Genomic DNA, 21974 nt, shown 5'->3' on the forward strand with positions numbered 1-21974 from the left:
ACTGTTAGTGAGCGTTAACGTCCGCGTTCAGGTTAACGACCGCTAACGGCGCTGTCTAGAATTGTTTCCATGGCCACCAGGACCGACGCCCCCACCCGCCGCGAACAGATCCTCAAGGAAGCCGCCCGGCTCTTCGCCGAGCGCGGCTTCCACGGCGTCGGCGTCGACGAGATAGGGGCCGCCGTCGGCATCAGCGGCCCCGGCCTCTACCGGCACTTCGCCGGCAAGGACGCGATGCTCGCCGAGCTCCTGGTGGGGATCAGCGAGCAGCTCCTGCGGGGTGGCGAGCGGCGGGCCGCCGAGGCCGCGGGCTCGCCCGGTGCCGCGCTCGACTCGCTCATCGAGGGCCACATCGACTTCGCGCTCGACGACCGCCCCCTGATCACGCTCCACGACCGCGAGCTTGACCGCCTCCGGGACAGCGACCGCAAGCTGGTCCGCTCGCTCCAGCGGCGGTACGTGGAACTGTGGGTGACCGCGGTGCGGGGGGTGTACCCGGCCCTCGCGGAGGCGGAGGCCCGGGCGTCCGTGCACGCGGTGTTCGGCCTCCTGAACTCCACCCCGCACCTCGGGCGGGCGGGCTCGCTGCCGGACCGGGAGGGGATGGCGGACCTGCTGCGCCGTCTGGCGCACGGGGCGCTGGCGGCGGCGGGCGGTCCTCCGGGCCCGGCCGGAGGCGATCGGGCCCGTCCGGCGAGTGCGGACGAGTAGGCCGAGGGCCGCGATCGGCGGCGCGCGACCCCGGTCACAGTTTCCGCCCTGGACGGTCACCGTGACCCACGGGTAACCTCGACCTGAGCAAGCGCTTAGCAAAGGCGCCTCCGGCCAAGAGGGAGAGAAACTCGTGCGGCGTACCGTCTTCAACGAGGACCACGAGGCGTTCCGGGACACCGTCCGGGCCTTCATCGAGGCCGAGGTCGTCCCCGTGTACGACGAGTGGTTCGCCGCGGGCCAGGCGCCCAGGGACTTCTACTACAAGCTCGCCGACCTCGGCGTCTTCGGCATCCGCGTCGACGAGGAGTTCGGCGGCGCGGGCATCGACTCGCACAAGTTCGAGGCGGTCATGTACGAGGAGACCGCCCGCGCGGGCGTCTCCTTCGGCGGCTCCGGCGTGCACGTGCTGCTCGGCCTGCCCTATATCCAGATGCTCGCCACCGACGAGCAGAAGAAGCGCTTCCTGCCGAAGTTCGTCTCCGGCGAACAGATGTGGGCGCTCGCCATGACCGAGCCGGGCACCGGCTCCGACGTCGCCGGCATGAAGACCACCGCCAAGCTCTCCGCGGACGGCACGCACTACGTCCTCAACGGCGCCAAGACCTTCATCACCGGCGGCGTGCACGCCGACCGCGTGATCGTCTGCGCCCGCACCTCCGCCCCGCGCGAGGACGACCGCCGCTTCGGCATCTCGCTGTTCGCCGTGGACACCACGTCCGCGGGCTACTCGGTGGGCCGCAAGCTCGACAAGCTCGGCCTGAAGGTCTCCGACACCGCCGAACTGGCCTTCGTCGACGTCGAGGTCCCGGTCGAGGACCTGCTCGGCGAGGAGAACAAGGGCTTCGCCTACCTCGGCCACAACCTCGCGTCCGAGCGCTGGGGCATCGCCTTCGGCGCCTACGCGCAGGCCAAGGCGGCCGTCCGGTTCGCCAAGGAGTACGTCCAGGAGCGCACGGTCTTCGGCAAGTCCGTCGCCCACTTCCAGAACACCAAGTTCGAACTGGCCGCCTGCCAGGCCGAGGTGGACGCCGCCGAGGCCGTCGCCGACCGCGCCCTCGAAGCCCTGGACGCGGGCGAGCTGACCCCGGCCGAGGCCGCGTCCGCCAAGCTCTTCTGCACCGAGGTCGCCCACCGCGTCATCGACCGCTGCCTCCAGCTGCACGGCGGCTACGGCTTCATGAACGAGTACCCGATCGCGCGTCTGTACGCCGACAACCGCGTCAACCGCATCTACGGCGGCACCAGCGAGGTCATGAAGATGATCATCGCCAAGTCGATGGGCCTGTGACCGAGGCGTCCGTGACCGAGCCCATGAGCAGGGAACCCGATCCCCACGATCCCCTCCATGAACTCCTGGACCTCCTCGACCTGGAGCGGGTCGAGGAGGACATCTTCCGGGGACGGAGCCGCTCGGCCCTGGTCCCCCGCGTCTTCGGCGGACAGGTCGCGGCCCAGGCCCTGGTGGCCGCGGGCCGCACCGTCCCCGACGACCGCCCCGCCCACTCCCTGCACGCCTACTTCCTGCGCCCCGGCGACCCCGGCGCGCCCATCGTCTACACCGTCGACCGCATCCGCGACGGCCGCTCCTTCACCACGCGCCGCGTCGTCGCCGTGCAGCACGGCCAGCCGATCTTCCATCTCTCGGCGTCCTTCCAGGCGTACGAGGAGGGCCTCGACCACCAGGCCCCGATGCCGGCAGCGCCCGACCCGGAGACGCTGCCCACGGCCGCCGAGACCCTCTCGCGCGACCTGCCCCCCGACGTCGCGGCCCGGCTGATCGAAGCGCGCGCCGCCGTCGACCTGCGCTACGCCGACACCCCTCCCTGGGGCACCGTCGGCCACCCCCGCGAACCCCGCTCCCAGGTCTGGTTCCGCACCAACGGCAAGCTCGGCGGCGCGGACGCGGGCTCGCTCCTGCACGTCTGCCTGGCCACGTACGTCTCCGACATGACGCTGCTCGACTCCGTGCTGCTCGCCCACGGGCGCGGCGGCTGGGCCGTCGGTGACGTGGTCGGGGCCTCCCTGGACCACGCCATGTGGTTCCACCGGCCTCTCCGCGCGGACGAGTGGCTCCTGTACGACCAGGAGTCACCCACCGCGGGCGGCGGCCGCGGCCTCGGGCAGGGGCGGATCTGGACGCGCGACGGGCGCCTCGCCGTCACCGTCATCCAGGAGGGTGTCGTCAGGGTGCCGCGGCATTAGCGGACCAGGATCTATCCGGCATACTCGCCGAACATGGGTGAAACCGTGGTGGATACCTCCGAAGGCGGGACGGGCGCGGCAGGCGGCGCGGGCGGTGAGAGCACCTTCACCGTGGTCGTCGCCGCGGCCGCCAACCTGGGGATCGCCGTCGCCAAGGCCGTGGCCGGAGTCGTCAGCGGGTCCAGCGCGATGCTCTCCGAGGCCGCGCACTCCGTGGCCGACACCGTCACGGAGCTGATGCTGCTCGTCTCGCTGCGAAGCGCCGAGCGGCCCGCCGACGAGGAGCATCCGCTCGGCTACGGCGGCGCGCGCTACATCTGGGCGCTGCTGGCCTCCGTGGCCACGTTCGTCGGCGGCGGCGTCTTCGCCGTGTACGACGGCGTGCACACCCTCACGCACGGCGAGGAACCCGGCGACCCGCTCCTCTCGTACGTCGTCCTCGGCATCGCCTTCGTCCTGGAGGGCTTCTCCCTGCGCACCGGCCTGAAACAGGCGCGGGGCGAGGCGACACGGTTCGGCGTACCCCTCGGGCACTACCTCCGGCGGACGCCCGACACCGCCGTGAAGGCCGTCGTGATGGAGGACTCCGCCGCGCTCGTGGGACTCGTGCTCGCCGCGGGCGGCCTCCTCGGCGGGCAGCTCACCGGCTCCGGCGTGTGGGACGGCGTGGCGTCGCTGTGCATCGGCGTGCTGCTCGTGTACGTCGCGTGGGTCCTCGGGCACGCCAACGCGGAACTGCTCATCGGGCGGCCGCTGCCCGGGCCCGTCCGGGAGGGGGTGCGGGCCGAACTCCTCGCGGACCCGCACGTGGTGGCCGTACTGGAGCTGACCACCCTGCTCCAGGGGCCGGACGAGGCACTCGTGGCCGCGAAGGTGGACTTCCGGGACGTGTCGAGCGCCGCGGAGATCGAGGCTGCCTGCGACCGGGTCACCCGGCGCATCCGGGCCCGCTTTCCCGCCGTGCGGCGCGTGTACCTGGACCCCACGCCCGGGAGCCGTTGATCGCGGCCTCCGGCCTTCCTCGTCCTCAGGCGCCGGACGGGCTCGACGCTCCCAGGTCGGCGGCGTCGAGGAGGTAGGCCGTCAGGGGGTCGTAGAACCGGGGGCTGGTCACGTGGTCGTCGAGGGGGACCGTGACCTGCACGGTGCCCTCCGCCTCGCCGATGAACAGGGCCGGGTCGTTGCAGTCCGCGTACCCGAGGGAGTCGATGCCGCGCTGGCCCGCGCGCCCGGCCCAGCCGTGGTCGGCGACGACGAGGTCGGGCAGCGGCCGCTCCTCGCGGAGCAGGCCGTCCAGGACCGCGTTCATCGGCTCCGGCGAATGGGTGTGCCACAGGGTGGCGCCGCGCTCCAGGACGGCGACGTCGGCGAACTGGAAGACGTAGCCCTCGTCGGCCGTGAGGCCGTCGGGGACGACGACGATCTCGCAGCCCGCGGCGCGCAGCGCGGCGGCCGTCGCGCGGTGCACGTCGAGCAGCCCGCCGGGGTGGCCGGTCGCGAACAGGACGCGCTCCTTGCCCGCGGCGGCCTTGCGCAGCCGGGCCGCCATCCGCTCCAAGGCGTCGACCGTCAGCTCCGGGTCGATGGTGTCCTGGCCCTGGCGGTGCCCCGGGTCGTCAATGACGCCGCAGCGCTCGGCCATCACGGCGAGCACGTCCTGCTCGTCCCGCCAGCGGTCGCCGAGTTCCAGACCGAGCCAGTAGTGCCGGTCGCCGTTCGCGAGCTTGCGGTAGTGGGAGAGGTTGTTCTCGCGGGGCGTGGCGACGTCACCGGCGATACGGGTACGGACGAGGTGGTCGACGAGCGCGGCACGGCTGGGTATCGGCATGCGACCCATTGTGCCGTCGGCGACGGCGCCCGGGCGTGCCGTCCCGCACCCCGGACTGTGCGGCGACTCACGTTCCGGGCGGTACGTTCCTCTCGGCGCGGGGCCGCGGCCCGGCAGGGCCCCGCTCGGTCCGGGCCGGGGCGTCCGGGTGGCCGAGGGTGCCGAGGGCGAACCACAGGTCCATGCGGACGTCCGGGTCGTCGAGGTCCGCGGCGAGCAGTGTCGCGCAGCGGGTGACGCGCTGGCGCACGGTGTTGCGGTGCACGGACAGCGCGGCCGCGGTGCGGTCCCAACTCCCGTGCAGGGAAAGCCAGGTGCGCAGCGTCTCGGTGAGCGGGGCGCTGCCGCCGAGCGGGGCGAGCAGCGCCCGCGCGTGCGCTTCGGCCTCCGCGGGCGCGACGAGCCCGGCGAGCCCGCTCTCGCGGTGCCGCACCAGGGCGGCCCGGGTCGCCTCCGCCCGGCGCAGGGCCCGCGCGGCCTGCGCGTCGGCGGCGGGCAGGGACCCCGCGCCGGCGGGCGCGGAGACGCCGAGGGCCCAGCCGTCCTGCGGGGCGGGGCGCCGGTCGGCGGGCAGGAGAAGGCGTACGACGGGCGCGGCGCCGTCGACCAGCGTGCTGCCCAGGGCCGCCGCGAGCGCCACTGGGTCCGGTGGGCCCTGGCCCGGGCCTTCGTGCCGCACGCGCGCGTGCACGACCGTCCACCGCTCGGCGCCGAGCAGCGGCAGCACGTCCTCGGGGCGGGCGCCGAGGAGCAGCCGCACCAGGGCCGCCGAGCGGGCCGACTCGGCGGCGCCCTGGTGCGGGGCGGTCAGGAGCGAGAGCAGTACGGCGGCGACCCCGGCCAGCGTGTGGTCGCCCGGCTCCCGCCGCGGTGTCGCGACCCCGAGCGCGAGCCCGTGCGCCCCGGCTAGGGGATAGGCCGCGAGGTGGACCCCGGCGACCGTGTCGGAGGCGGCGGCGGGTACCGGGCGCGGGGCCTGCGCGGGAGGTCCCTCCGCGGGCGGGCTCTTCGTGGGCGGTCCCTCCGTGGGCGTGCTCTTCGTGGGCGGGCTCTTCGCGGTGCCGCGGGCGGTGGCGGCTGCCGCGGCCCGGCCGGGGTTCACCACCCCCGCAAGCCGCACCAGCGCTCCCGCCGCCTCCGCCCCGGGTGGCGCTCCCGCCGCCCGCGTGGGGGTGCCGTCCGGCCCGTACAGCGCCGCGTACCCGCCGAGGCGCACCGCCAGTTGGCGCAGCAGGGCCGGGACCGCGTCCGGGCGGGCCGCCGCCGCGGCGAGGCCCTGCTGGGCCTGGGTGACGCGGCGCAGTTCGGCGTGCCGGGCCTCGGCCATGAGCTGCCAGACCGCGCGGGCGATGCCGCTGAACGTGGTGCGCGGCGGCACTTCGAGGAGCGGCAGTCCGTGCCGGTCACAGGCGGCGAGGAGCGCTCGGGGCACCGTGTCGTGCACGGGGGCCACGCCGAAGCCGAGGGCGGCGCCGCCGGCGGCCACGATGCGGGCCGCGTAGGTGTCCAGGCGGGCGGCGGTGTCCGGGTGGGCGGCGGTGTCCGCGTTGGCGCCCGTGCTCGTGCCCGTGCCCGGGCGGGTGCCGGTGTCCGGGTGCGTGCCTGTGTCCGGCCGGGTGCCGGGGCCGGTGTCCTGATGCGTGCCGGTGTCCGGGTGGGCGTCCGCGCCGGGGATGTGGACTCCCGCCGTGAGCAGCAGCTCGCCGCCGAGCAGGTACGGGTACGGGTCGGCCATCTCCGAGGTGTGCACCCAGTGCACGACGGCGCCGGTCGCGGCCGCGTCGGGGCCCGCGATCTGGCGCAGGCCGAGGCCCTCGTGGGCGAGCAGGGCGGCGAGCGGCACGGCGGGGGTGGGCGGTGGCGCGACCCCCGCCGGAGCTCCGGCCGCGCCCGGTGTGTTCGACTTGCTCGACATGGTGGACGTTTCCTCCACTTCCAGCTCCGGGAGTGGAGGAAACGTACACTTCAGCGTCTCTTTCCGGCCACCTAGGGTCGTGCCGATCAGGGCCGCGGGTACGGGCGGATGTCCCCGCGGCCGGTCACCACCGCACCCCACCCGCACGACACGCCACCGATCGAGCGCGCAAGGAGGCCCGCACCATGGCCGTCGACTACACCGTGATCGTCGTCTATCTGGCCGGCATGCTGGCCATGGGCTGGTGGGGCATGCGCCGCGCCAGGTCGAAGAGCGAGTTCCTCGTCGCGGGCCGCCGCCTCGGGCCGTGGATGTACTCCGGCACCATGGCCGCGATCGTCCTCGGCGGCGCCTCCACCATCGGCGGTGTCGGCCTCGGCTACACCCACGGCCTGTCCGGCGCCTGGATGGTGTTCACCATCGGCCTCGGCCTGCTCGCCCTGTCGGTGTTCTTCTCCGCCCGCATCGCCCGCCTGAAGGTGTACACCGTCTCGGAGATGCTCGACCTGCGCTACGGCGGCCGGGCCGGTGTCCTGTCCGGCGTCGTCATGTGGGCCTACACCCTGATGCTCGCCGTCACCTCCACCATCGCGTACGCCACCATCTTCGACGTCCTGTTCGACCTGAACCGCACCCTCGCGATCGTCATCGGCGGCTCCATCGTCGTCGCGTACTCGACCCTCGGCGGCATGTGGTCCATCACACTGACCGACATGGTGCAGTTCGTCGTCAAGACGGTGGGCGTGCTGCTCCTGCTGCTCCCGATCGCCGTCGTCAAGGCCGGTGGCTTCGGCGAGATGCGGGACGAGCTGCCGGACGACTACTTCGAGCCGCTGGGCGTCGGCGGTCAGACGATCTTCACCTACGTACTGATCTACACCTTCGGCATGCTCATCGGGCAGGACATCTGGCAGCGCGTGTTCACCGCCCGCAGCGACAAGGTGGCCCGCTGGGGCGGGACCGTCGCCGGTACCTACTGCCTCGTCTACGCCCTCGCGGGCGCCGTCATCGGCACCGCGGCGAAGGTCATGTACCCCAAGCTGCCCAGCGCCGACGCCGCCTTCGCCACCATCGTCAAGGACGAACTGCCCGTCGGCGTACGGGGTCTCGTGCTCGCCGCCGCGCTCGCCGCGGTGATGTCCACCTCCTCCGGGGCGCTCATCGCCTGCGCGACCGTCGCCAACAACGACATCTGGGCGCGGGCGCGGGGCGCCGCCGCGCGGCGGGGGGCGCCCGGGGGACATGGGGAACACGGGGAACACGGGGAACACGGGGAGCACGAGGAGGTGGACGAGATGGACGAGATGGACGAGGTGAAGGGCAACCGCCTCTTCATCCTCGTCATGGGTGTCCTCGTCATCGGTGTCTCCATCGTCCTCAACGACGTCGTCGAGGCGCTGACCGTCGCCTACAACCTGCTCGTCGGGGGGCTGCTCGTGCCGATCCTCGGGGGGTTGCTGTGGCGGCGCGGCACTGCCGCCGGAGCGCTCTGCGCCGTCGTCGTCGGCGGGCTCTCCGTCGTCGGCCTGATGTGGCACTACGGCATCCTCGCCAACGAACCCGTCTACTACGGGCTGCTCGCCTCCCTCGCCGTGTACGTGGCCGTGTCCCTCGGCACCCCGCCCACCGACGCGGTGACGCTGGCCGCTTGGCGGGAGCGGCTCGCCGGGCGCGGCCCGGACCCGAGCGCACCGGAGGCTTCGGCGCACGCTTGAGTTTCCCCCCCGGGCCCGTGAGATCCGGCCCCTCCGGCGTTTGACGAGCCGGGTCCGGGGCGGAGCCCCGGTTTCGGGAGGGGGCGGGACCGGGGCGCCCCCGCGAGGCCCTACAGGCCCCACACTTGTCCCTTTACGACCAGCACCACCGCTTCACCAGGAGGAACCCCCAGCATGACCGCCCCGCAGAACGCGCCCCGCGAGCCCCGCGGCCCCATCGACTCCTCGCGCACCCCCCGCTACGCGGGCCCCGCCACCTACGCCCGCCTCCCCCGCCTCGACGAGGTCGGCACGACGGACATAGCCGTCGTCGGTGTCCCCTTCGACGCGGGCGTGTCGTACCGCCCGGGCGCCCGCTTCGGCGGCAACGCGATCCGCGAGGCCTCCCGCCTGCTCCGCCCGTACAACCCGGCCCAGGACGCGTCCCCGTTCGCGCTCGCCCAGGTCGCGGACGCGGGCGACATAGCCGCGAACCCGTTCAACATCAACGAGGCCGTGGAGACGATCGAGGCGGCGGCGGACGACCTGCTCGCCACCGGCGCCCGCATGATGACGCTCGGCGGCGACCACACCATCGCGCTGCCGCTGCTGCGGTCCATGGCGAAGAAGCACGGCCCGGTCGCGCTCCTCCACTTCGACGCGCACCTGGACACGTGGGACACCTACTTCGGCGCCGAGTACACGCACGGCACCCCGTTCCGGCGGGCCGTGGAGGAGGGCATCCTCGACACCGAGGCCCTCAGCCACGTCGGCACGCGCGGTCCGCTGTACGGCAAGAAGGACCTCACCGACGACGAGAAGATGGGCTTCGGCATCGTCACGTCGGCGGACATATACCGGCGCGGCGCCGACGAGGTCGCCGACCAGCTGCGCCAGCGCATCGGCGACCGGCCGCTGTACATCTCCATCGACATCGACTGCCTGGACCCGGCGCACGCCCCGGGCACCGGCACGCCGGAGGCGGGCGGCATGACGTCGCGGGAGCTCCTGGAGATCCTGCGCGGCCTCGCCTCCTGCAACCTCGTCTCCGCCGACGTCGTGGAGGTCGCCCCCGCCTACGACCACGCCGAGATCACGGCCGTGGCCGCGTCCCACACCGCGTACGAACTGACGACGATCATGTCCCGGCAGATCGCGGAGGCGCGGGCCAAGTGACGCACGACCACGACCTGGAACTGAGGCCCACGGCCGCGCAGACCGAGGCCGCGCTCCACCCGCCCGCCGGGCGGACCGGCGGCGACCTGGTCGTCGAGACCCTGTGCGGGCTCGGCGCGTCCACCGTGTTCGGGCTGCCCGGGCAGCACGCCCTCGGCATGTTCGACGCGCTGCGCCGCTCCCGGCTGCGGTACGTCGGCCTCCGGGTGGAGAACAACGCGGGGTTCGCCGCGGACGCGTACGGGCGGATCACGGGGGAGGTCGCGCCGCTGCTCCTGTCGACGGGGCCGGGCGCGCTGATGTCCCTCGCCGCCCTCCAGGAGGCGGCGGCGGCCAGCGCCCCGGTGCTCGCCATCGGCAGTCAGGTGCCCGTCGCCGGGCTCGGCGGCGGCCGCCACGGCTATCTGCACGAACTCCGCGACCAGCGGGCCTCGTTCCGGGACGTGGTCAAGTCCGTCCACACCGTCCGTACGCAGTCGCAGATCCCCTCGGTGATCGCGGCGGCCTGGGAGTCGGCGCTCACCGCCCCGCACGGCCCGGTGTGGGTGGAGATCCCCCAGGACGTGCTGCTGGCTGAGACCCTGCTCCCCCAGGTGACCGGCGTGGACGCGACCCCGCACGACCTCGTGCCGCGCCCGGAGCTGACCGCCGTGGCCGCCGACCTGCTGACGCGGGCCGAACGCCCGGTGATCATCGCGGGCGGCGGCGTGGTCCGCGCCGACGCCGCGGGCAAGCTCCGCGCGCTCGCCGAGAAGCTGTCCGCACCGGTCGTCACCACCTTCGGCGGCAAGGGCGCCTTCCCCTGGGAGCACCCGCTCTCGCTCCGGTCGTGGCTGGAGGACCGCCACACCACGGACTTCCTGGAGGAGGCCGACGTCCTCCTCGTGGTCGGCTCCGGCCTCGGCGAACTCTCCTCCAACTACCACACGTTCGCGCCGAACGGCAGGATCGTCCAGATCGAGGCGGACCTCGGAAAACTGGAGTCGAACCACCCGGCGCTCGGCATCCACGCGGACGCCCGCCTCGCTCTGTCGGCGCTCCTGGAGACGGTGGGGGAGCGGGACGACCCGGCGGCCCCCGAACGGGTGCGCCAGGTCCTTGCCGCCGTGCGCGAGCGGATCGAGGCGCAGGACCTGGCCCTGGAGCAGGACGTCCTCGCGTCCGTGCGCGCGGCCCTTCCCGACGACTCCCCGTCCTTCTGGGACATGACGATCCTCGCCTACTGGGCCTGGTCGGCCTTCGACGCGCGGCGTCCCGGCACCATGCACTCCGCACAGGGCGCGGGCGGCCTCGGCTACGGCTTCCCCGCGGCCCTCGGGGCGGCAGCCGCCGACCCCACCCGGCCGGTCCTCGCGGTCTCCGGCGACGGCGGCGCGATGTACTCCATCGCCGAGCTGGCCACCGCCAAGCAGTACGACCTGGACGTGACCTGGCTGATCGTCGACGACGGCGGCTACGGCATCCTGCGCGAGTACATGGCGGACGCCTTCGGCGAGGCGACCGGCACGGAACTCGCGCGGCCCGACTTCGTGGCCCTCGCCGAGTCCTTCGGCGTACGAGGCGTCCGGACGTCCCCGGAACACCTCCGAGCCGACCTCACCGAGGCCCTCACCACGCCGGGGCCGAGCGTGGTCGTGCTGCCCGCGGTCCTGAGGATGTTCGCGCCTACGCACCTGGGCACGAGCTGATCAACCGTTTGGCTGCCGACGATGTCCGTCCGAGGACACAGTGCCGGGGAGCGTGCTGGATCTTCTCTCCGTGGAGGTCACGGCCCCGGCGGCGGCAGCTTGAGGTCCGCCCATACTGCCTTGCCGATTCCGTACGCGCGCGGTCGGCAACCCCACCGCTCCGACAGGGCGAGCACGAGGGCCAGACCCCGCCCGTCCTCGTCATCAGCCCGCGCCTCACGTGGCGCGGGCTGATCCGTGTTCGCATCGGCGACCTCGATCCGCAACCGCCCCTCGTAGCGGACGACCCGTACACCGATCTCCCGGCCTGCCGGAGCGCACGCGTGCTGGATGGAGTTGGTGATCAGTTCGGAGAGCAGCAGTTCCGCGGTGTGGGCTGTTTCGCCGTCGATCTTCCATGCGGTGACCTGCTTGCGCAGCAGCGCGCGGGCGTGGCTTGCGAGGCGCGGTGCTTAAGGTGTCTAGAGATGACAGGAGGAGGGTCTTGATGAGCGGCCGGGGTGTGGGACGTCAGCCCAAATACATGCGTATCGCCACACAGCTGCGTGCAGGCATTGAGGCCGGGGAGTACGGGCCCGGGCAGAGGTTGCCTGGTGAGAACGACCTCATGGCCGCGCACGGCGTCGCACGCATGACGGCTCGGCAGGCACTCGCCGTCCTGCAAGCGGAAGGGATCGTGGAGGCGCGCAAAGGTGCGGGGGTGTTCGTCAGAGACTTCAGGCCGATCCGACGGCACGGCATCGAGCGTCTCGCGCACGCACAGTGGGGGTCCGGACGTTCGGTCTGGACCGCTGACGTCGGAGAACGCAACTTGGTAGTCGACTCCGTCGAAGTGGCGGAAGAGGACGCTCCCGCTGCGATCGCGGGAGTCCTGGCGCTCGGTGATGAGGACCGAGTCTGCGTACGTCGGCGCCGGTTCGTGCTTGACGGTAAACCCGTACTGCTCTCAGCCTCCTATCTTCCGGCGTATCTGGTTGCCGAAACGCCGATCACGCAACCGGACACCGGACCGGGCGGTACCTACGCGCGGCTCGAAGAACTCGGTCACAGGCCGGTCCGGTTCCGGGAGGAAATTCGCTCACGCATGCCCAACAGTGATGAGTCCGCTCAACTGTCCATCTCGCCCGGGACCCCGGTCATGCTCATCGGCCGCACGGCGTTCGACGACCAGGGGCGTGCAGTCGAAGTCAACGAGATGGTGCTGGACGCGTCCGCGTACGTCTTGGAGTACGGGTTCGAGGCGTGAACGTGACGGCGGCTCGCGCGTGGTGCGGTGTCCGGGGCGGCGGGGTCCGGAGGCAGCGGATCTGACGAAAACCGCACATCAGTGCAACCACCGTCGGCCCCCGTGAGTCATGTGTTGCGAGTGCGCTGGGGGCGCGCTCGTACCACTTCGAGGGGAATCTCCATGACTCACCGGATATCCGGGCTGCCCACGCGTGCCCGCGTGCTGAGCGCCGGCGTGGCCGCCGCCGTGCTCGTCCCGGTCGCCGCGACCGCCGTCGCGACTCCGGCCGCCGCCGCGGCCGCCACGGTCACGTGCACGTCCTCGGCCCAGCCCGCGCTGGCCAAGAAGCTGACCAAGGACATCACCGCCGCCCTGAAGAACCGCAAGGGCACCATCGCCGTCGGCTTCTACGACAGGGCCACGAAGACGAGCTGCACCCTGCGCGGCTCGACGTCGTTCGACTCGGCCAGCGTCGTCAAGGTGACCGTCCTCGCGACGCTGCTGTGGGACGCGAAGAAGACCGACCGGTATCTGACGGACCGCGAGACCAGGCTCGCCACCGCCATGATCACCAAGTCGGACAACGACTCCACCAGCACGCTGTGGCGGCAGCTCGGTGTCACCAAGATCAAGAAGTTCCTGACCGCGGCCAAGATGACCAAGACCGTGCCGGGGGCGGACGGCTACTGGGGCCTGACCCGGATCAACGCCACCGACGAGCAGAAACTGCTGAGGCTGGTCACCGGTAAGAACGACGTCCTCAGTGACAACTCCCGCGCGTACATCCTCAAGCTGATGGGCAAGGTCGTCCGCGACCAGCGCTGGGGCACCCCGGCGGGCGCGCCCTCCGGCACGGACATCCACGTCAAGAACGGCTGGCTGCCGCGGGCCACGCACGGGTGGCGCGTCCACAGTCTCGGCGCCTTCAAGGGCCGTGGGCACGACTACACCATCTCCGTGCTCACCCACGGCAACAGCAACATGAACTACGGCGTCGACACCATCCAGCGGGTCTCCAAGGCCATCCACAAGGACCTGACCCCCCTCACCCAGGCCCCCGCCCGCTTCGCCCCGACGGACACCCCGAAGGAGGCGTCGGTCCCGGCACCGCCCGCCTGACGGACCGCCTGCACGAACCGCGCCAGGGGGCGAGGGCCTCGGTCGTCGCCCCCTGGCGCGGTCTCGTTTGTTGCGGCGGGATGAAAACCGCACCTCACCGCGTTGGGCCTCTCGGCAGGTCAGGGTGATCGGGAGGCGGACGACAGTGACGAGGCAGCCGGAGCGGCCGGAACAGCGGGGCTGGGGGAAACGGCTCTGGGGGTACGCCTGGCGCTACCCCAAGGACGTCGTGCTCGCGCTCGGCTCCTCCCTCGGCGGCATGGCCGTCATGGCCCTCGTACCGCTGATCACCAAGATCATTATCGATGATGTGATCGGTGACCACAGTCGGTCCATGGGGCCCTGGGCCGCCGCCCTCATCGGGGCCGCCGTCCTCGTGTACGTGTTCACGTACATCCGCCGCTACTACGGCGGCCGCCTCGCCCTCGACGTGCAGCACGACCTGCGCACCGAGATGTACGACACGGTCACCCGCCTCGACGGCCGGCGCCAGGACGAGCTGTCCACCGGACAGGTCGTCGGCCGGGCCACCAGTGACCTCCAGCTCATCCAGGGCCTGCTCTTCATGCTGCCGATGACCATCGGCAACATCCTGCTGTTCGTGATGTCCCTGGTCATCATGGCGTGGCTCTCGCTGCCCCTGACCCTGGTCGCGCTCGCCGTCGCCCCCGCCCTGCTCTGGATCGCCCGCCGCAGCCGCTCCAAGCTGCACCCCGCCACCTGGTACGCCCAGGCCCAGGCGGCCGCGGTCGCCGGTGTCGTGGACGGCGCCGTCGGCGGCGTACGCGTGGTGAAGGGCTTCGGGCAGGAGGAGCAGGAGACCGGGAAGCTCAGGGAGGTCGGGCGGCGGCTCTTCGCGGGGCGCCTGCGCACCGTCCGCCTGAACTCCCGCTACACCCCGGCCCTCCAGTCCGTGCCCATGCTCGGGCAGGTCGCGATGCTCGCCCTCGGCGGCTGGCTCGCCGTGCAGGGCGACATCACGCTCGGCACGTTCGTGGCGTTCTCCACCTATCTCGCCCAGCTCGTCGGCCCCGTACGCATGCTCGCCATGGTCCTCACCGTCGCCCAGCAGGCCCGCGCCGGTGTGGAGCGCGTCCTGGAGCTGATCGACACCGAGCCGACCATGACCGACGGCACCAAGGAGCTGCCGGACGACGCCCCGGCCACCGTCGAGTTCGACGACGTGTCGTTCGCCTACGACGAGGGGCGGCCCGTCCTCGACGGGCTCAGCTTCGCCATCCGCCCCGGTGAGACCCTCGCCGTCGTCGGCTCGTCCGGCAGCGGCAAGTCGACCGTGTCGCTGCTCCTTCCCCGGTTCTACGACGTGTCGCGCGGCGCCGTCCTCATCGGCGGCCACGACGTGCGCGAGCTGACCCAGGACTCGCTGCGCGCCGCCATCGGCCTCGTCCCCGAGGACTCCTTCCTCTTCTCCGACACCGTCCGCGCCAACATCGCCTACGGCCACCCGGGCGCCACCGACGAGGACATCGCACGGGCCGCCCGCGCCGCGCAGGCCGACCGCTTCATCGCCGAGCTGCCCCACGGCTACGACACCAAGGTCGGCGAACACGGCCTGACCCTCTCCGGCGGCCAGCGCCAGCGCCTGGCCCTGGCCCGCGCCATCCTCACCGACCCGCGCCTGCTCGTCCTCGACGACGCCACCTCCGCCGTGGACGCCCGCGTCGAGCACGAGATCCACGAGGCCCTGAAGGGGGTCATGCGGGGACGCACCACCCTCCTCATCGCGCACCGCCGCTCCACCCTCAACCTCGCCGACCGCATCGCCGTGCTCGAGAACGGCCGCCTCGCCGACATCGGCACCCACGCGGACCTCGAGCGCCGCTCACCGCTGTACCGGCGCCTGCTCACCGACCCCGACGAGCTGGGCGGCGTCTCGCCCGGTCACGTGCCGCCCGCCGCGCCCGCCGAAGCCGTCGTGGACACCTCGGTGCGCGCCGAGCTGGACGCCGAGTTCGACGCCGAGCGTGGCATCACCCCGCGCCTGTGGTCCGGCGACCGCGAACCGAAGGACATGTCCCTCTCCGGGACCCCGGCCACACCCGAACTGCTCGCCCAGGTCGACGCGCTGCCCCCGGCGACCGACACCCCGGCGATCGACGAGGCGCGGGCCGTCGCCGCCGAGGAGTCCTACGGCCTGCGCAGGCTGCTCCGCGGCTTCGGCGCGCCGCTCCTGGTGAGCCTGCTGCTCGTCGCCGTCGACGCGGGCGTCGGCCTGCTCCTCCCGGTCCTCATCAGGCACGGCATCGACGAGGGCGTCTCCCAGCTCGCGCTCGGCGCGGTGTGGACCGCGTCCGCCCTCGCGCTCGGCGCCGTCGTCGTGCAGTGGGCGGCACAGACCGGTGAGATCCGGATGACGGGACGCACGGGTGAGCGGGTCCTGTACGCGCTGCGCCTGAAGATCTTCGCGCAGCTCCAGCGGCTCGGGCTCGACTACTACGAGCGGGAGCTGACCGGGCGCATCATGACCCGGATGACCACGGACGTGGACGCCCTGTCCACGTTCCTCCAGACCGGCCTGGTCACCGCGTTCGTCTCCGTCGTCACCTTCCTCGGCATCATGGTCGCGCTCGTCGTCATCGACGTACAGCTCGCCCTGGTCGTCTTCGCCACCCTGCCGCTGCTCGTCGTCGGTACGTTCTTCTTCCGCCGCTCCAGCGTCAAGGCGTACGAGCTGGCGCGGGAGCGCGTCTCGGTGGTCAACGCAGACCTCCAGGAGATGGTGTCCGGGCTGCGCGTCGTGCAGGCCTTCCGGCGCGAGCGCTCGGGCAGCGAGCAGTTCGCCGCCCGCAGCGCCGACTACCGCGCGGCCCGCATCCGCGGCCAGTGGCTGATCTCGGTGTACTTCCCGTTCGTGCAGTTCCTGTCGTCCGTGGCCGTGGTCGCGGTGCTCGTGGTGGGCGCGCACCGGGTCGACGCGGGCACCCTCACCACCGGCGCCCTGGTCGCCTACCTCCTCTACATCGACCTGTTCTTCGCGCCCGTGCAGCAGCTCTCCCAGGTCTTCGACGGCTACCAGCAGGCGTCCGTGTCGCTCGGCCGCATCCAGGAACTGCTCCAGGAACCCGCGTCCACCAAGACCGCGGACGAGCCGCTCGACGTCCTCTCCCTGCGCGGCGAGATCGCCTTCGAGGACGTGGCCTTCGCGTACGGCACCGCCGGCACCGCGGGCGGGCCCGAGGCGCCCGCCGGTGGCGACGAGACCGCGCTGACCGGGGTGCGTCTGACGATCCCCGCCGGGCAGACCGTCGCCTTCGTCGGTGAGACCGGCGCGGGCAAGTCCACCCTGGTCAAGCTGGTGGCCCGGTTCTACGACCCGACGTCGGGCCGGGTGACCGTCGACGGCACCGACCTGCGCTCCCTCGACCTCACCTCGTACCGGCACCGGCTCGGGGTCGTACCGCAGGAGGCGTACCTGTTCGCGGGCACCGTCCGTGACGCCATCGCCTACGGCCGCCCCGACGCCACCGACGCGCAGGTCGAGGCGGCGGCGCGGGCCGTCGGCGCGCACGACATGATCGCGACACTGGACGGTGGCTATCTGCACGAGGTCTCCGAGCGCGGCCGCAATCTGTCGGCCGGGCAGCGCCAGCTCATCGCGCTCGCCCGCGCCGAGCTGGTCGACCCCGACATCCTGCTCCTCGACGAGGCCACCGCTGCCCTCGACCTCGCCACGGAGGCGCAGGTCAACCAGGCCACCGACCGCATAGCGGGCAGGCGGACCACGCTGGTCGTGGCCCACCGCCTCACCACCGCGGCCCGCGCGGACCGGGTGATCGTGATGGACCACGGCCGGGTGGCCGAGGACGGCACGCACGAGGAGCTGCTCGCGCGCGGCGGCCGGTACGCGCAGCTGTGGCAGACGTTCGTCGGGCAGCCGGTGGGGGCGTAGCAGGGCCGCCCCGGCTGCTGATCCCGGCTGCTCGTCCCGGACACTCGTCTCGGGCGCTTGTCCCGGACACCGTCTCAGCCACTTGACCCGGACACCGTCTCAGGTACGCGTCCCGAATAGTGGGACGGAGAATTGAGAGGCCGGGTTCCGCAACCATCGAGCGGCTGGTCGGCGTCCGTACGTCAGTACGCTGGTACGGGGGTGAGACGGGAGGGGAAGACGTGCACAGTGGTCGGATAGGGCGGGGTCTGTCCACGGGCGCCGCCGCACTCGCGGCTGCCCTCCTGCTCGCGCTCGCGGGCCCCGGCGTCGACGCCGCCCAGGCCGCGGCGCCCTGCCCCGGCCACAAGGTCCGCACCCTGCCCTTCAGCACCGGCAAGGTCGTGCTCTACAAGAAGCGCGGCTACGTCTGCGCCGTCACGTACGCGAAGCGGCCCGGCGCCCGCAAGGCGATGTCGGTCAGCGTGCAGGCGCGCGGCAGCCGCCCCGTACAGGAGAAGGGCCGCTTCTCCCGGCTCGCGGGTCCCGTCAAGGTGCACGCGGGGCACCGGTGCGTATGGGTCAAGGGATCGGTGGGCCGGGCGAAGGTCAGCTCGGGCTGGATCCTGTGCTGATGTCCGGTCAGCGGACGCGCTCGTCCTCTCAGTGAAATTCCCTGAGTCCCTGATGCGTCCTGTATGTCCTCAATGTGCCCTGGTGTGCGCGCTGTTGCTCGGTTAGGTTCCGGTCAATCGCTGCGCCGACAGGGGAGGATGCATGCGTAAGACCCTCAGATGGGTGCTTTCACTCACGGTGCTCATAGGCACCGTGGGCCTGGCCGAGACCACGGCCACGGCGTCACCCGACGCCGAACGGGGCGCCACCAGCGCCGACGGGGACGCCGCCGCCAAGGAGGCCGCCGCCAAGGACATCAAGGACCGGCTCCTCGCCGTCAAGGGCATGAGCCTCATCGAGGAGAAGCCGTACGACGGTTACCGCTTCTTCGTCCTCAACTACACCCAGCCGGTCGACCACCGGCGCCCCTCCAAGGGCACCTTCCAGCAGCGCATCACCGTGCTGCACAAGGACACCGCCCGGCCCACCGTCTTCTCCACCTCGGGCTACGGCCTGAACACCAACCCGGGCCGCGCGGAACCCACCCGCATCATCGACGGCAACCAGGTCGCCATGGAGTACCGCTTCTTCACTCCCTCGCGCCCCGCGCCCGCCGACTGGTCCAAGCTCGACATCTGGCAGGCCGCGAGCGACCAGCACCGCATCTTCAAGGCCCTCAAGCCGATCTACGGCAAGAAGTGGCTGTCCACGGGCGCCTCCAAGGGCGGCATGACCGCCACCTACTTCGAGCGCTTCTACCCGCGTGACATGGACGGCGTCGTCGCCTACGTCGCGCCGAACGACGTGAACAACCGCGAGGACTCCGCGTACGACCGGTTCTTCGAGAACGTCGGCACCAAGGAGTGCCGCAGCAAGGTCGAGGCGGCACAGCGCGAGGCCCTGGTGCGGCGCGCGCCGTTGAAGAAGCTGTACGCGCGGTACGCCGCCGACAACGGCAGGACCTTCAAGATCATCCGCAGCTTCGACAAGGCCTTCGAGGCCGTCGTGCTCGATGTGAACTGGGGCTTCTGGCAGTACCAGGACTCGGCGAGTGCCTGCGCCAAGGTGCCCGACGCCAAGACCGTCACCGACCAGGAGCTGTTCGACTGGATCGACGAGGTCGGCGGCTGGAACGGCTACACCGACCAGGGCCTCGAGTACTACACGCCCTACTACTACCAGGCCGGCACCCAGCTCGGCTCGCCCGACATCACCCAGCCCTGGCTCGCCGGCCTGAGCCGGTACGGGTACCAGCCGCCGCGGAACTTCGTGCCGCACGAGATCCCGATGAAGTTCCAGAAGAACGCCATGAAGGACGTCGACCGCTGGGTGCGCCACAACTCCCACCGGATGCTGTTCGTCTACGGCGGGAACGACCCGTGGGGAGCCGAGCCGTTCCGGCCCGCGCGGGGCGCCAAGCACGACTCGTACGTCATGACCGCGCCCGGCGCCAACCACGGCGCCAACGTGGCCCAGCTCGTCGGTGACGACAAGGCGAGGGCCACGCAGCGGATCCTGGCGTGGGCCGGGGTGCCCGCCGCCCAGGCCGAGGCCGCGAAGCCGCTCGCGCCGTACGACGCGAAGCTCGACCGCAAGGACCGCGACCGCCGCGACTCGCTGCGCCCGTAGTCCCTGGCGGGGCGCCCCGGGTCCGCCCCTGCTCCGGGGCCGGGGCTCTGCCCCGGCCCCGTACCGGCGCTCCGCGCCTCGTCCTCACCCGCCGGACGGGCTGTTCACACCCCGTCCGGCGGGTACGAGAGGCCGTGCCCGACGGGGTACCGCACCGTGTCCGGGTCGTCCGGGCACGGTACGGGCACCGGCAACCGCCCTGCCGGGCGGACCCGTCCGGCGACGACCCGGGCGGCGGCGCGCAGTTCGACGTCCGTCCAGGAGTACGTGGCGAGCGCGGCGGCCGCGCCGGGCAGCAGGGCCACGTCGTTCGGGGTGCGTATCGAGACGATGACGACGGGCGGGCCGTCCGGGACCGCGGCCAGGGCCGTGACCAGGGAGTGCTGCGGGTCGCCCGGGGTGACGTCGTACGTGGTGACGAGCACGGCGTCGTGGCCGGAGGCCGCCTCGGCGAGGGCCTTCTCGACGGTTTCCGGTGCCGGCTCGGTGCCGGTGCCGAACGCCGTGGCGGTGAGACCGAGTTCGGTGAGGGCCGCGGCGAGCACGGCGGTCGGCGGCCCGGTGGTGCCCGAGGGCGAGACCGGGTCGGCGCCGAGGACCAGGACGCGGCCGTGGGTTCCGGGGGACAGCGGCAGCAGGCCGCCCTCGTTGCGCAGGAGGGTCGTGGTGCGCTCGGCGATGCGGTCGGCGGCGGCCCGGTGCGCCTCGCTGCCGACGGTCGCCGTGACGGCGTCGGCAGTCGTGTACGCCTGCTCGAACAGGCCCAGTTTCCCCTTGAGCCGCAGGATCCGCAGGACGGACTCGTCGATGCGGGCCTCGGTCAGCTCGCCCTCGCGGACGGCCCGCAGGACGGCGTCCCTGGCGAGTTCGGGCTGCGGCGGATGCAGCAGCTGGTCGACGCCCGCCTTGAGCGCGAGCACGGCCACCCGGTCGTCGCCGTACTTGGTGCGCACGCCCCGCATGGACAGCGAGTCGGTGACCACGACCCCGTCGTGGCCGAGCTGCTCGCGCAGGATGCCGGTGACGACGGGGTACGAGAGGGTCGCGGGGTCGAGCGCCGGGTCGAGGGCGGGCACCACGATGTGCGCGGTCATCACCACGTCGACGCCGGTCGCGAGCGCGGCACGGAACGGCGGGGCGTCCAGCTCCTCCCACCGCGCACGGGTGTGGTGGATGTACGGCAGCGCGGAGTGGCTGTCGGTCGCGGTGTCGCCGTGGCCGGGGAAGTGCTTGACGGCGGGCGCGACGCCCGCGTCCCGGTAGCCCTCGATCTGCGCGGTCACCAACACCGACACCGCCTGCGGGTCCGCGCCGAAGGACCGTACGCCGATGACGGGGTTGGCCGGGTTCACGTTGACGTCGGCGGACGGCGCGTAGTTCTGGCGGATGCCGAGCGCGCGCAGTTCGACGCCGGCTGTGCGGGCCGCCTCGCGGGCGTCGTCGGCCGAGCCGCCGGCGCCGAGCGCCATCGCGCCGGGCAGCAGGGTGGCGGGCGCGCCAACGCGGGCCACGACGCCGTGCTCCTGGTCCACGGAGAGCAGCAGTGGGATGCCCGGCGTCCCGTCAAGGGCCGCGCGCTGCACGTCGTTGGAGAGCGCGGCGAGCTGCTGCGGGTCGCGGGTGTTGTGGGCCCAGCCGAAGTAGATCAGCCCGCCGGGCCGGTACTCGGCGACGGCGTCCGCGGCGGTACGCACACCGAGTTCGCGCTGGTTCAGCTCGATGTCGGCCGCGTCCGGCTCGGTGGCGTGGTGGCCGTACACGTGCAGGACGAGGAGCTGGCCGACCTTCTCCTCGAGGGTCATGCGGGAGAGCAGCTGCTGGTACTGGTCGTCGCGGTGACCGGGTACGCCGGTCTCTTCCTGGGCGCTGTGGGAGTCGTGAGGCACCTGCCACGGATATCCCGTGGGGTACGGCGGGTCAAGGTCCAGCGGTGCGGCGCGGCCGCCCCGGGCGGGGGGCCGCCACCGGCGCAAGGGAGGGGCGCACCGGTGACGGCGCGCTGTCGGCCGCGGGCGGCTGAAGGGTGGTCAGCGTTCGCAGCCAGCAGCGATGCCGACACCGCCTCGCGGAGACTCTCCGACAGCGTGCAAGTTTGACGACGGGGCCCTCGCCAAGGTTCCCGAAACGGCGCGGGCCAAGGGAAGTTGGGGCCACTGGGGAGGGTGTGCCGAAAAGTTTCGGCCCTTCGGGCGGTGGAGGGCGGGACCTGAGGACGGTCCGGGAACGGCATGCCGTACAACATCTCGTACGACCCCGTTACGGCATTGCTAAGCAACG

At 72.4% G+C, this 21974-nt stretch carries 15 protein-coding genes and 1 pseudogene; 12 read left to right on the top strand and 4 right to left on the bottom strand.

What is annotated here, in order from left to right:
- Window positions 1-69 precede the first annotated feature (69 nt).
- The 4 genes from ACH4DX_RS01215 to ACH4DX_RS01230 all read left to right on the top strand — a co-directional run bounded on the left by ACH4DX_RS01215 (window position 70) and on the right by ACH4DX_RS01230 (window position 3918).
- Entirely contained in the window at window positions 70-711 is a 642-nt protein-coding gene (locus ACH4DX_RS01215) for a TetR/AcrR family transcriptional regulator (protein WP_398116671.1), read from the top strand.
- Window positions 712-844: 133 nt separating this feature from the next.
- Window positions 845-2002, top strand: coding sequence for an acyl-CoA dehydrogenase family protein (locus tag ACH4DX_RS01220; RefSeq protein ID WP_398116673.1), 1158 nt, complete (start codon window positions 845-847; stop codon window positions 2000-2002).
- A 23-nt stretch (window positions 2003-2025) separates the two neighbouring features.
- The gene (locus tag ACH4DX_RS01225) at window positions 2026-2916 is read left to right on the top strand and encodes an acyl-CoA thioesterase (protein ID WP_398154153.1); all 891 of its coding nucleotides are present in this window, start codon (window positions 2026-2028) and stop codon (window positions 2914-2916) included.
- Between the two features lie 33 nt (window positions 2917-2949).
- Window positions 2950-3918: a cation diffusion facilitator family transporter gene (locus ACH4DX_RS01230; RefSeq protein ID WP_398153549.1), complete on the top strand. Its 969-nt coding sequence runs from the start codon at window positions 2950-2952 to the stop codon at window positions 3916-3918.
- A 25-nt stretch (window positions 3919-3943) separates the two neighbouring features.
- On the opposite strand, the gene ACH4DX_RS01235 is transcribed toward ACH4DX_RS01230, so the two are convergent.
- Both ACH4DX_RS01235 and ACH4DX_RS01240 read right to left on the bottom strand, forming a co-directional pair.
- The gene (locus tag ACH4DX_RS01235) at window positions 3944-4744 is read right to left on the bottom strand and encodes a phosphatase (protein WP_398116677.1); all 801 of its coding nucleotides are present in this window, start codon (window positions 4742-4744) and stop codon (window positions 3944-3946) included.
- 67 nt (window positions 4745-4811) lie between these two features.
- Entirely contained in the window at window positions 4812-6659 is a 1848-nt protein-coding gene (locus tag ACH4DX_RS01240; RefSeq protein WP_398153550.1) for a helix-turn-helix domain-containing protein, read from the bottom strand.
- Between the two features lie 185 nt (window positions 6660-6844).
- Here ACH4DX_RS01240 and ACH4DX_RS01245 point away from each other — a divergent pair, with 185 nt between their 5' ends.
- The 3 genes from ACH4DX_RS01245 (at window position 6845) to ACH4DX_RS01255 (ending at window position 11217) form a co-directional block, all read left to right on the top strand.
- Window positions 6845-8374, top strand: a complete 1530-nt coding sequence (locus ACH4DX_RS01245; protein ID WP_398153551.1) for a sodium:solute symporter — start codon at window positions 6845-6847, stop codon at window positions 8372-8374.
- Window positions 8375-8548: 174 nt separating this feature from the next.
- Window positions 8549-9529 carry an agmatinase gene (gene speB, locus ACH4DX_RS01250; RefSeq protein ID WP_398153552.1) on the top strand — a complete coding sequence of 327 codons (981 nt, stop codon included), beginning with the start codon at window positions 8549-8551 and terminating at the stop codon, window positions 9527-9529.
- Entirely contained in the window at window positions 9526-11217 is a 1692-nt protein-coding gene (locus ACH4DX_RS01255; RefSeq protein WP_398153553.1) for a thiamine pyrophosphate-binding protein, read from the top strand. Before speB ends, ACH4DX_RS01255 begins: the two co-directional genes overlap by 4 nt.
- A gap of 77 nt (window positions 11218-11294) precedes the next feature.
- Here the strand turns inward: ACH4DX_RS01255 and ACH4DX_RS01260 are convergent.
- Window positions 11295-11645, bottom strand: a pseudogene (locus tag ACH4DX_RS01260) (ATP-binding protein); the annotation flags it as partial.
- A 59-nt stretch (window positions 11646-11704) separates the two neighbouring features.
- Between ACH4DX_RS01260 and ACH4DX_RS01265 the strand changes: the two are divergent.
- From ACH4DX_RS01265 to ACH4DX_RS01285, 5 genes are all read left to right on the top strand, one after another.
- The gene (locus ACH4DX_RS01265) at window positions 11705-12463 is read left to right on the top strand and encodes a GntR family transcriptional regulator (RefSeq protein ID WP_398153554.1); all 759 of its coding nucleotides are present in this window, start codon (window positions 11705-11707) and stop codon (window positions 12461-12463) included.
- A gap of 162 nt (window positions 12464-12625) precedes the next feature.
- Window positions 12626-13564, top strand: a complete 939-nt coding sequence (locus ACH4DX_RS01270; RefSeq protein ID WP_398116686.1) for a serine hydrolase — start codon at window positions 12626-12628, stop codon at window positions 13562-13564.
- Window positions 13565-13709: 145 nt separating this feature from the next.
- Complete coding sequence (locus ACH4DX_RS01275) at window positions 13710-17474, top strand: ABC transporter ATP-binding protein (protein WP_398153555.1); 3765 nt, start codon at window positions 13710-13712, stop codon at window positions 17472-17474.
- A gap of 221 nt (window positions 17475-17695) precedes the next feature.
- On the top strand, window positions 17696-18088 hold the full coding sequence (locus ACH4DX_RS01280) for a hypothetical protein (RefSeq protein ID WP_398116690.1): 393 nt from the start codon (window positions 17696-17698) through the stop codon (window positions 18086-18088).
- 142 nt (window positions 18089-18230) lie between these two features.
- The gene (locus ACH4DX_RS01285) at window positions 18231-19697 is read left to right on the top strand and encodes an aminopeptidase (protein WP_398153556.1); all 1467 of its coding nucleotides are present in this window, start codon (window positions 18231-18233) and stop codon (window positions 19695-19697) included.
- Window positions 19698-19801: 104 nt separating this feature from the next.
- On the opposite strand, the gene ACH4DX_RS01290 is transcribed toward ACH4DX_RS01285, so the two are convergent.
- Entirely contained in the window at window positions 19802-21583 is a 1782-nt protein-coding gene (locus ACH4DX_RS01290) for a glycoside hydrolase family 3 protein (RefSeq protein ID WP_398153557.1), read from the bottom strand.
- Window positions 21584-21974 lie beyond the last annotated feature (391 nt).

The sequence above is a fragment of the Streptomyces sp. NPDC017940 genome, from assembly GCF_044328435.1.
GTDB lineage: Bacteria > Actinomycetota > Actinomycetes > Streptomycetales > Streptomycetaceae > Streptomyces.

Excerpts from the sequence above, each read along its gene's own strand:
- ACH4DX_RS01215 (WP_398116671.1), top strand. The coding sequence starts at position 70 with ATGGCCACCAGGACCGACGCCCCCACCCGCCGCGAACAGATCCTCAAG.
- ACH4DX_RS01225 (WP_398154153.1), top strand. The coding sequence starts at position 2,026 with ATGAGCAGGGAACCCGATCCCCACGATCCCCTCCATGAACTCCTGGAC.
- ACH4DX_RS01230 (WP_398153549.1), top strand. The coding sequence starts at position 2,950 with ATGGGTGAAACCGTGGTGGATACCTCCGAAGGCGGGACGGGCGCGGCA.
- ACH4DX_RS01235 (WP_398116677.1), bottom strand. The coding sequence starts at position 4,744 with ATGCCGATACCCAGCCGTGCCGCGCTCGTCGACCACCTCGTCCGTACC.
- ACH4DX_RS01240 (WP_398153550.1), bottom strand. The coding sequence starts at position 6,659 with ATGTCGAGCAAGTCGAACACACCGGGCGCGGCCGGAGCTCCGGCGGGG.
- ACH4DX_RS01245 (WP_398153551.1), top strand. The coding sequence starts at position 6,845 with ATGGCCGTCGACTACACCGTGATCGTCGTCTATCTGGCCGGCATGCTG.
- speB (WP_398153552.1), top strand. The coding sequence starts at position 8,549 with ATGACCGCCCCGCAGAACGCGCCCCGCGAGCCCCGCGGCCCCATCGAC.
- ACH4DX_RS01265 (WP_398153554.1), top strand. The coding sequence starts at position 11,705 with ATGAGCGGCCGGGGTGTGGGACGTCAGCCCAAATACATGCGTATCGCC.
- ACH4DX_RS01270 (WP_398116686.1), top strand. The coding sequence starts at position 12,626 with ATGACTCACCGGATATCCGGGCTGCCCACGCGTGCCCGCGTGCTGAGC.
- ACH4DX_RS01285 (WP_398153556.1), top strand. The coding sequence starts at position 18,231 with ATGCGTAAGACCCTCAGATGGGTGCTTTCACTCACGGTGCTCATAGGC.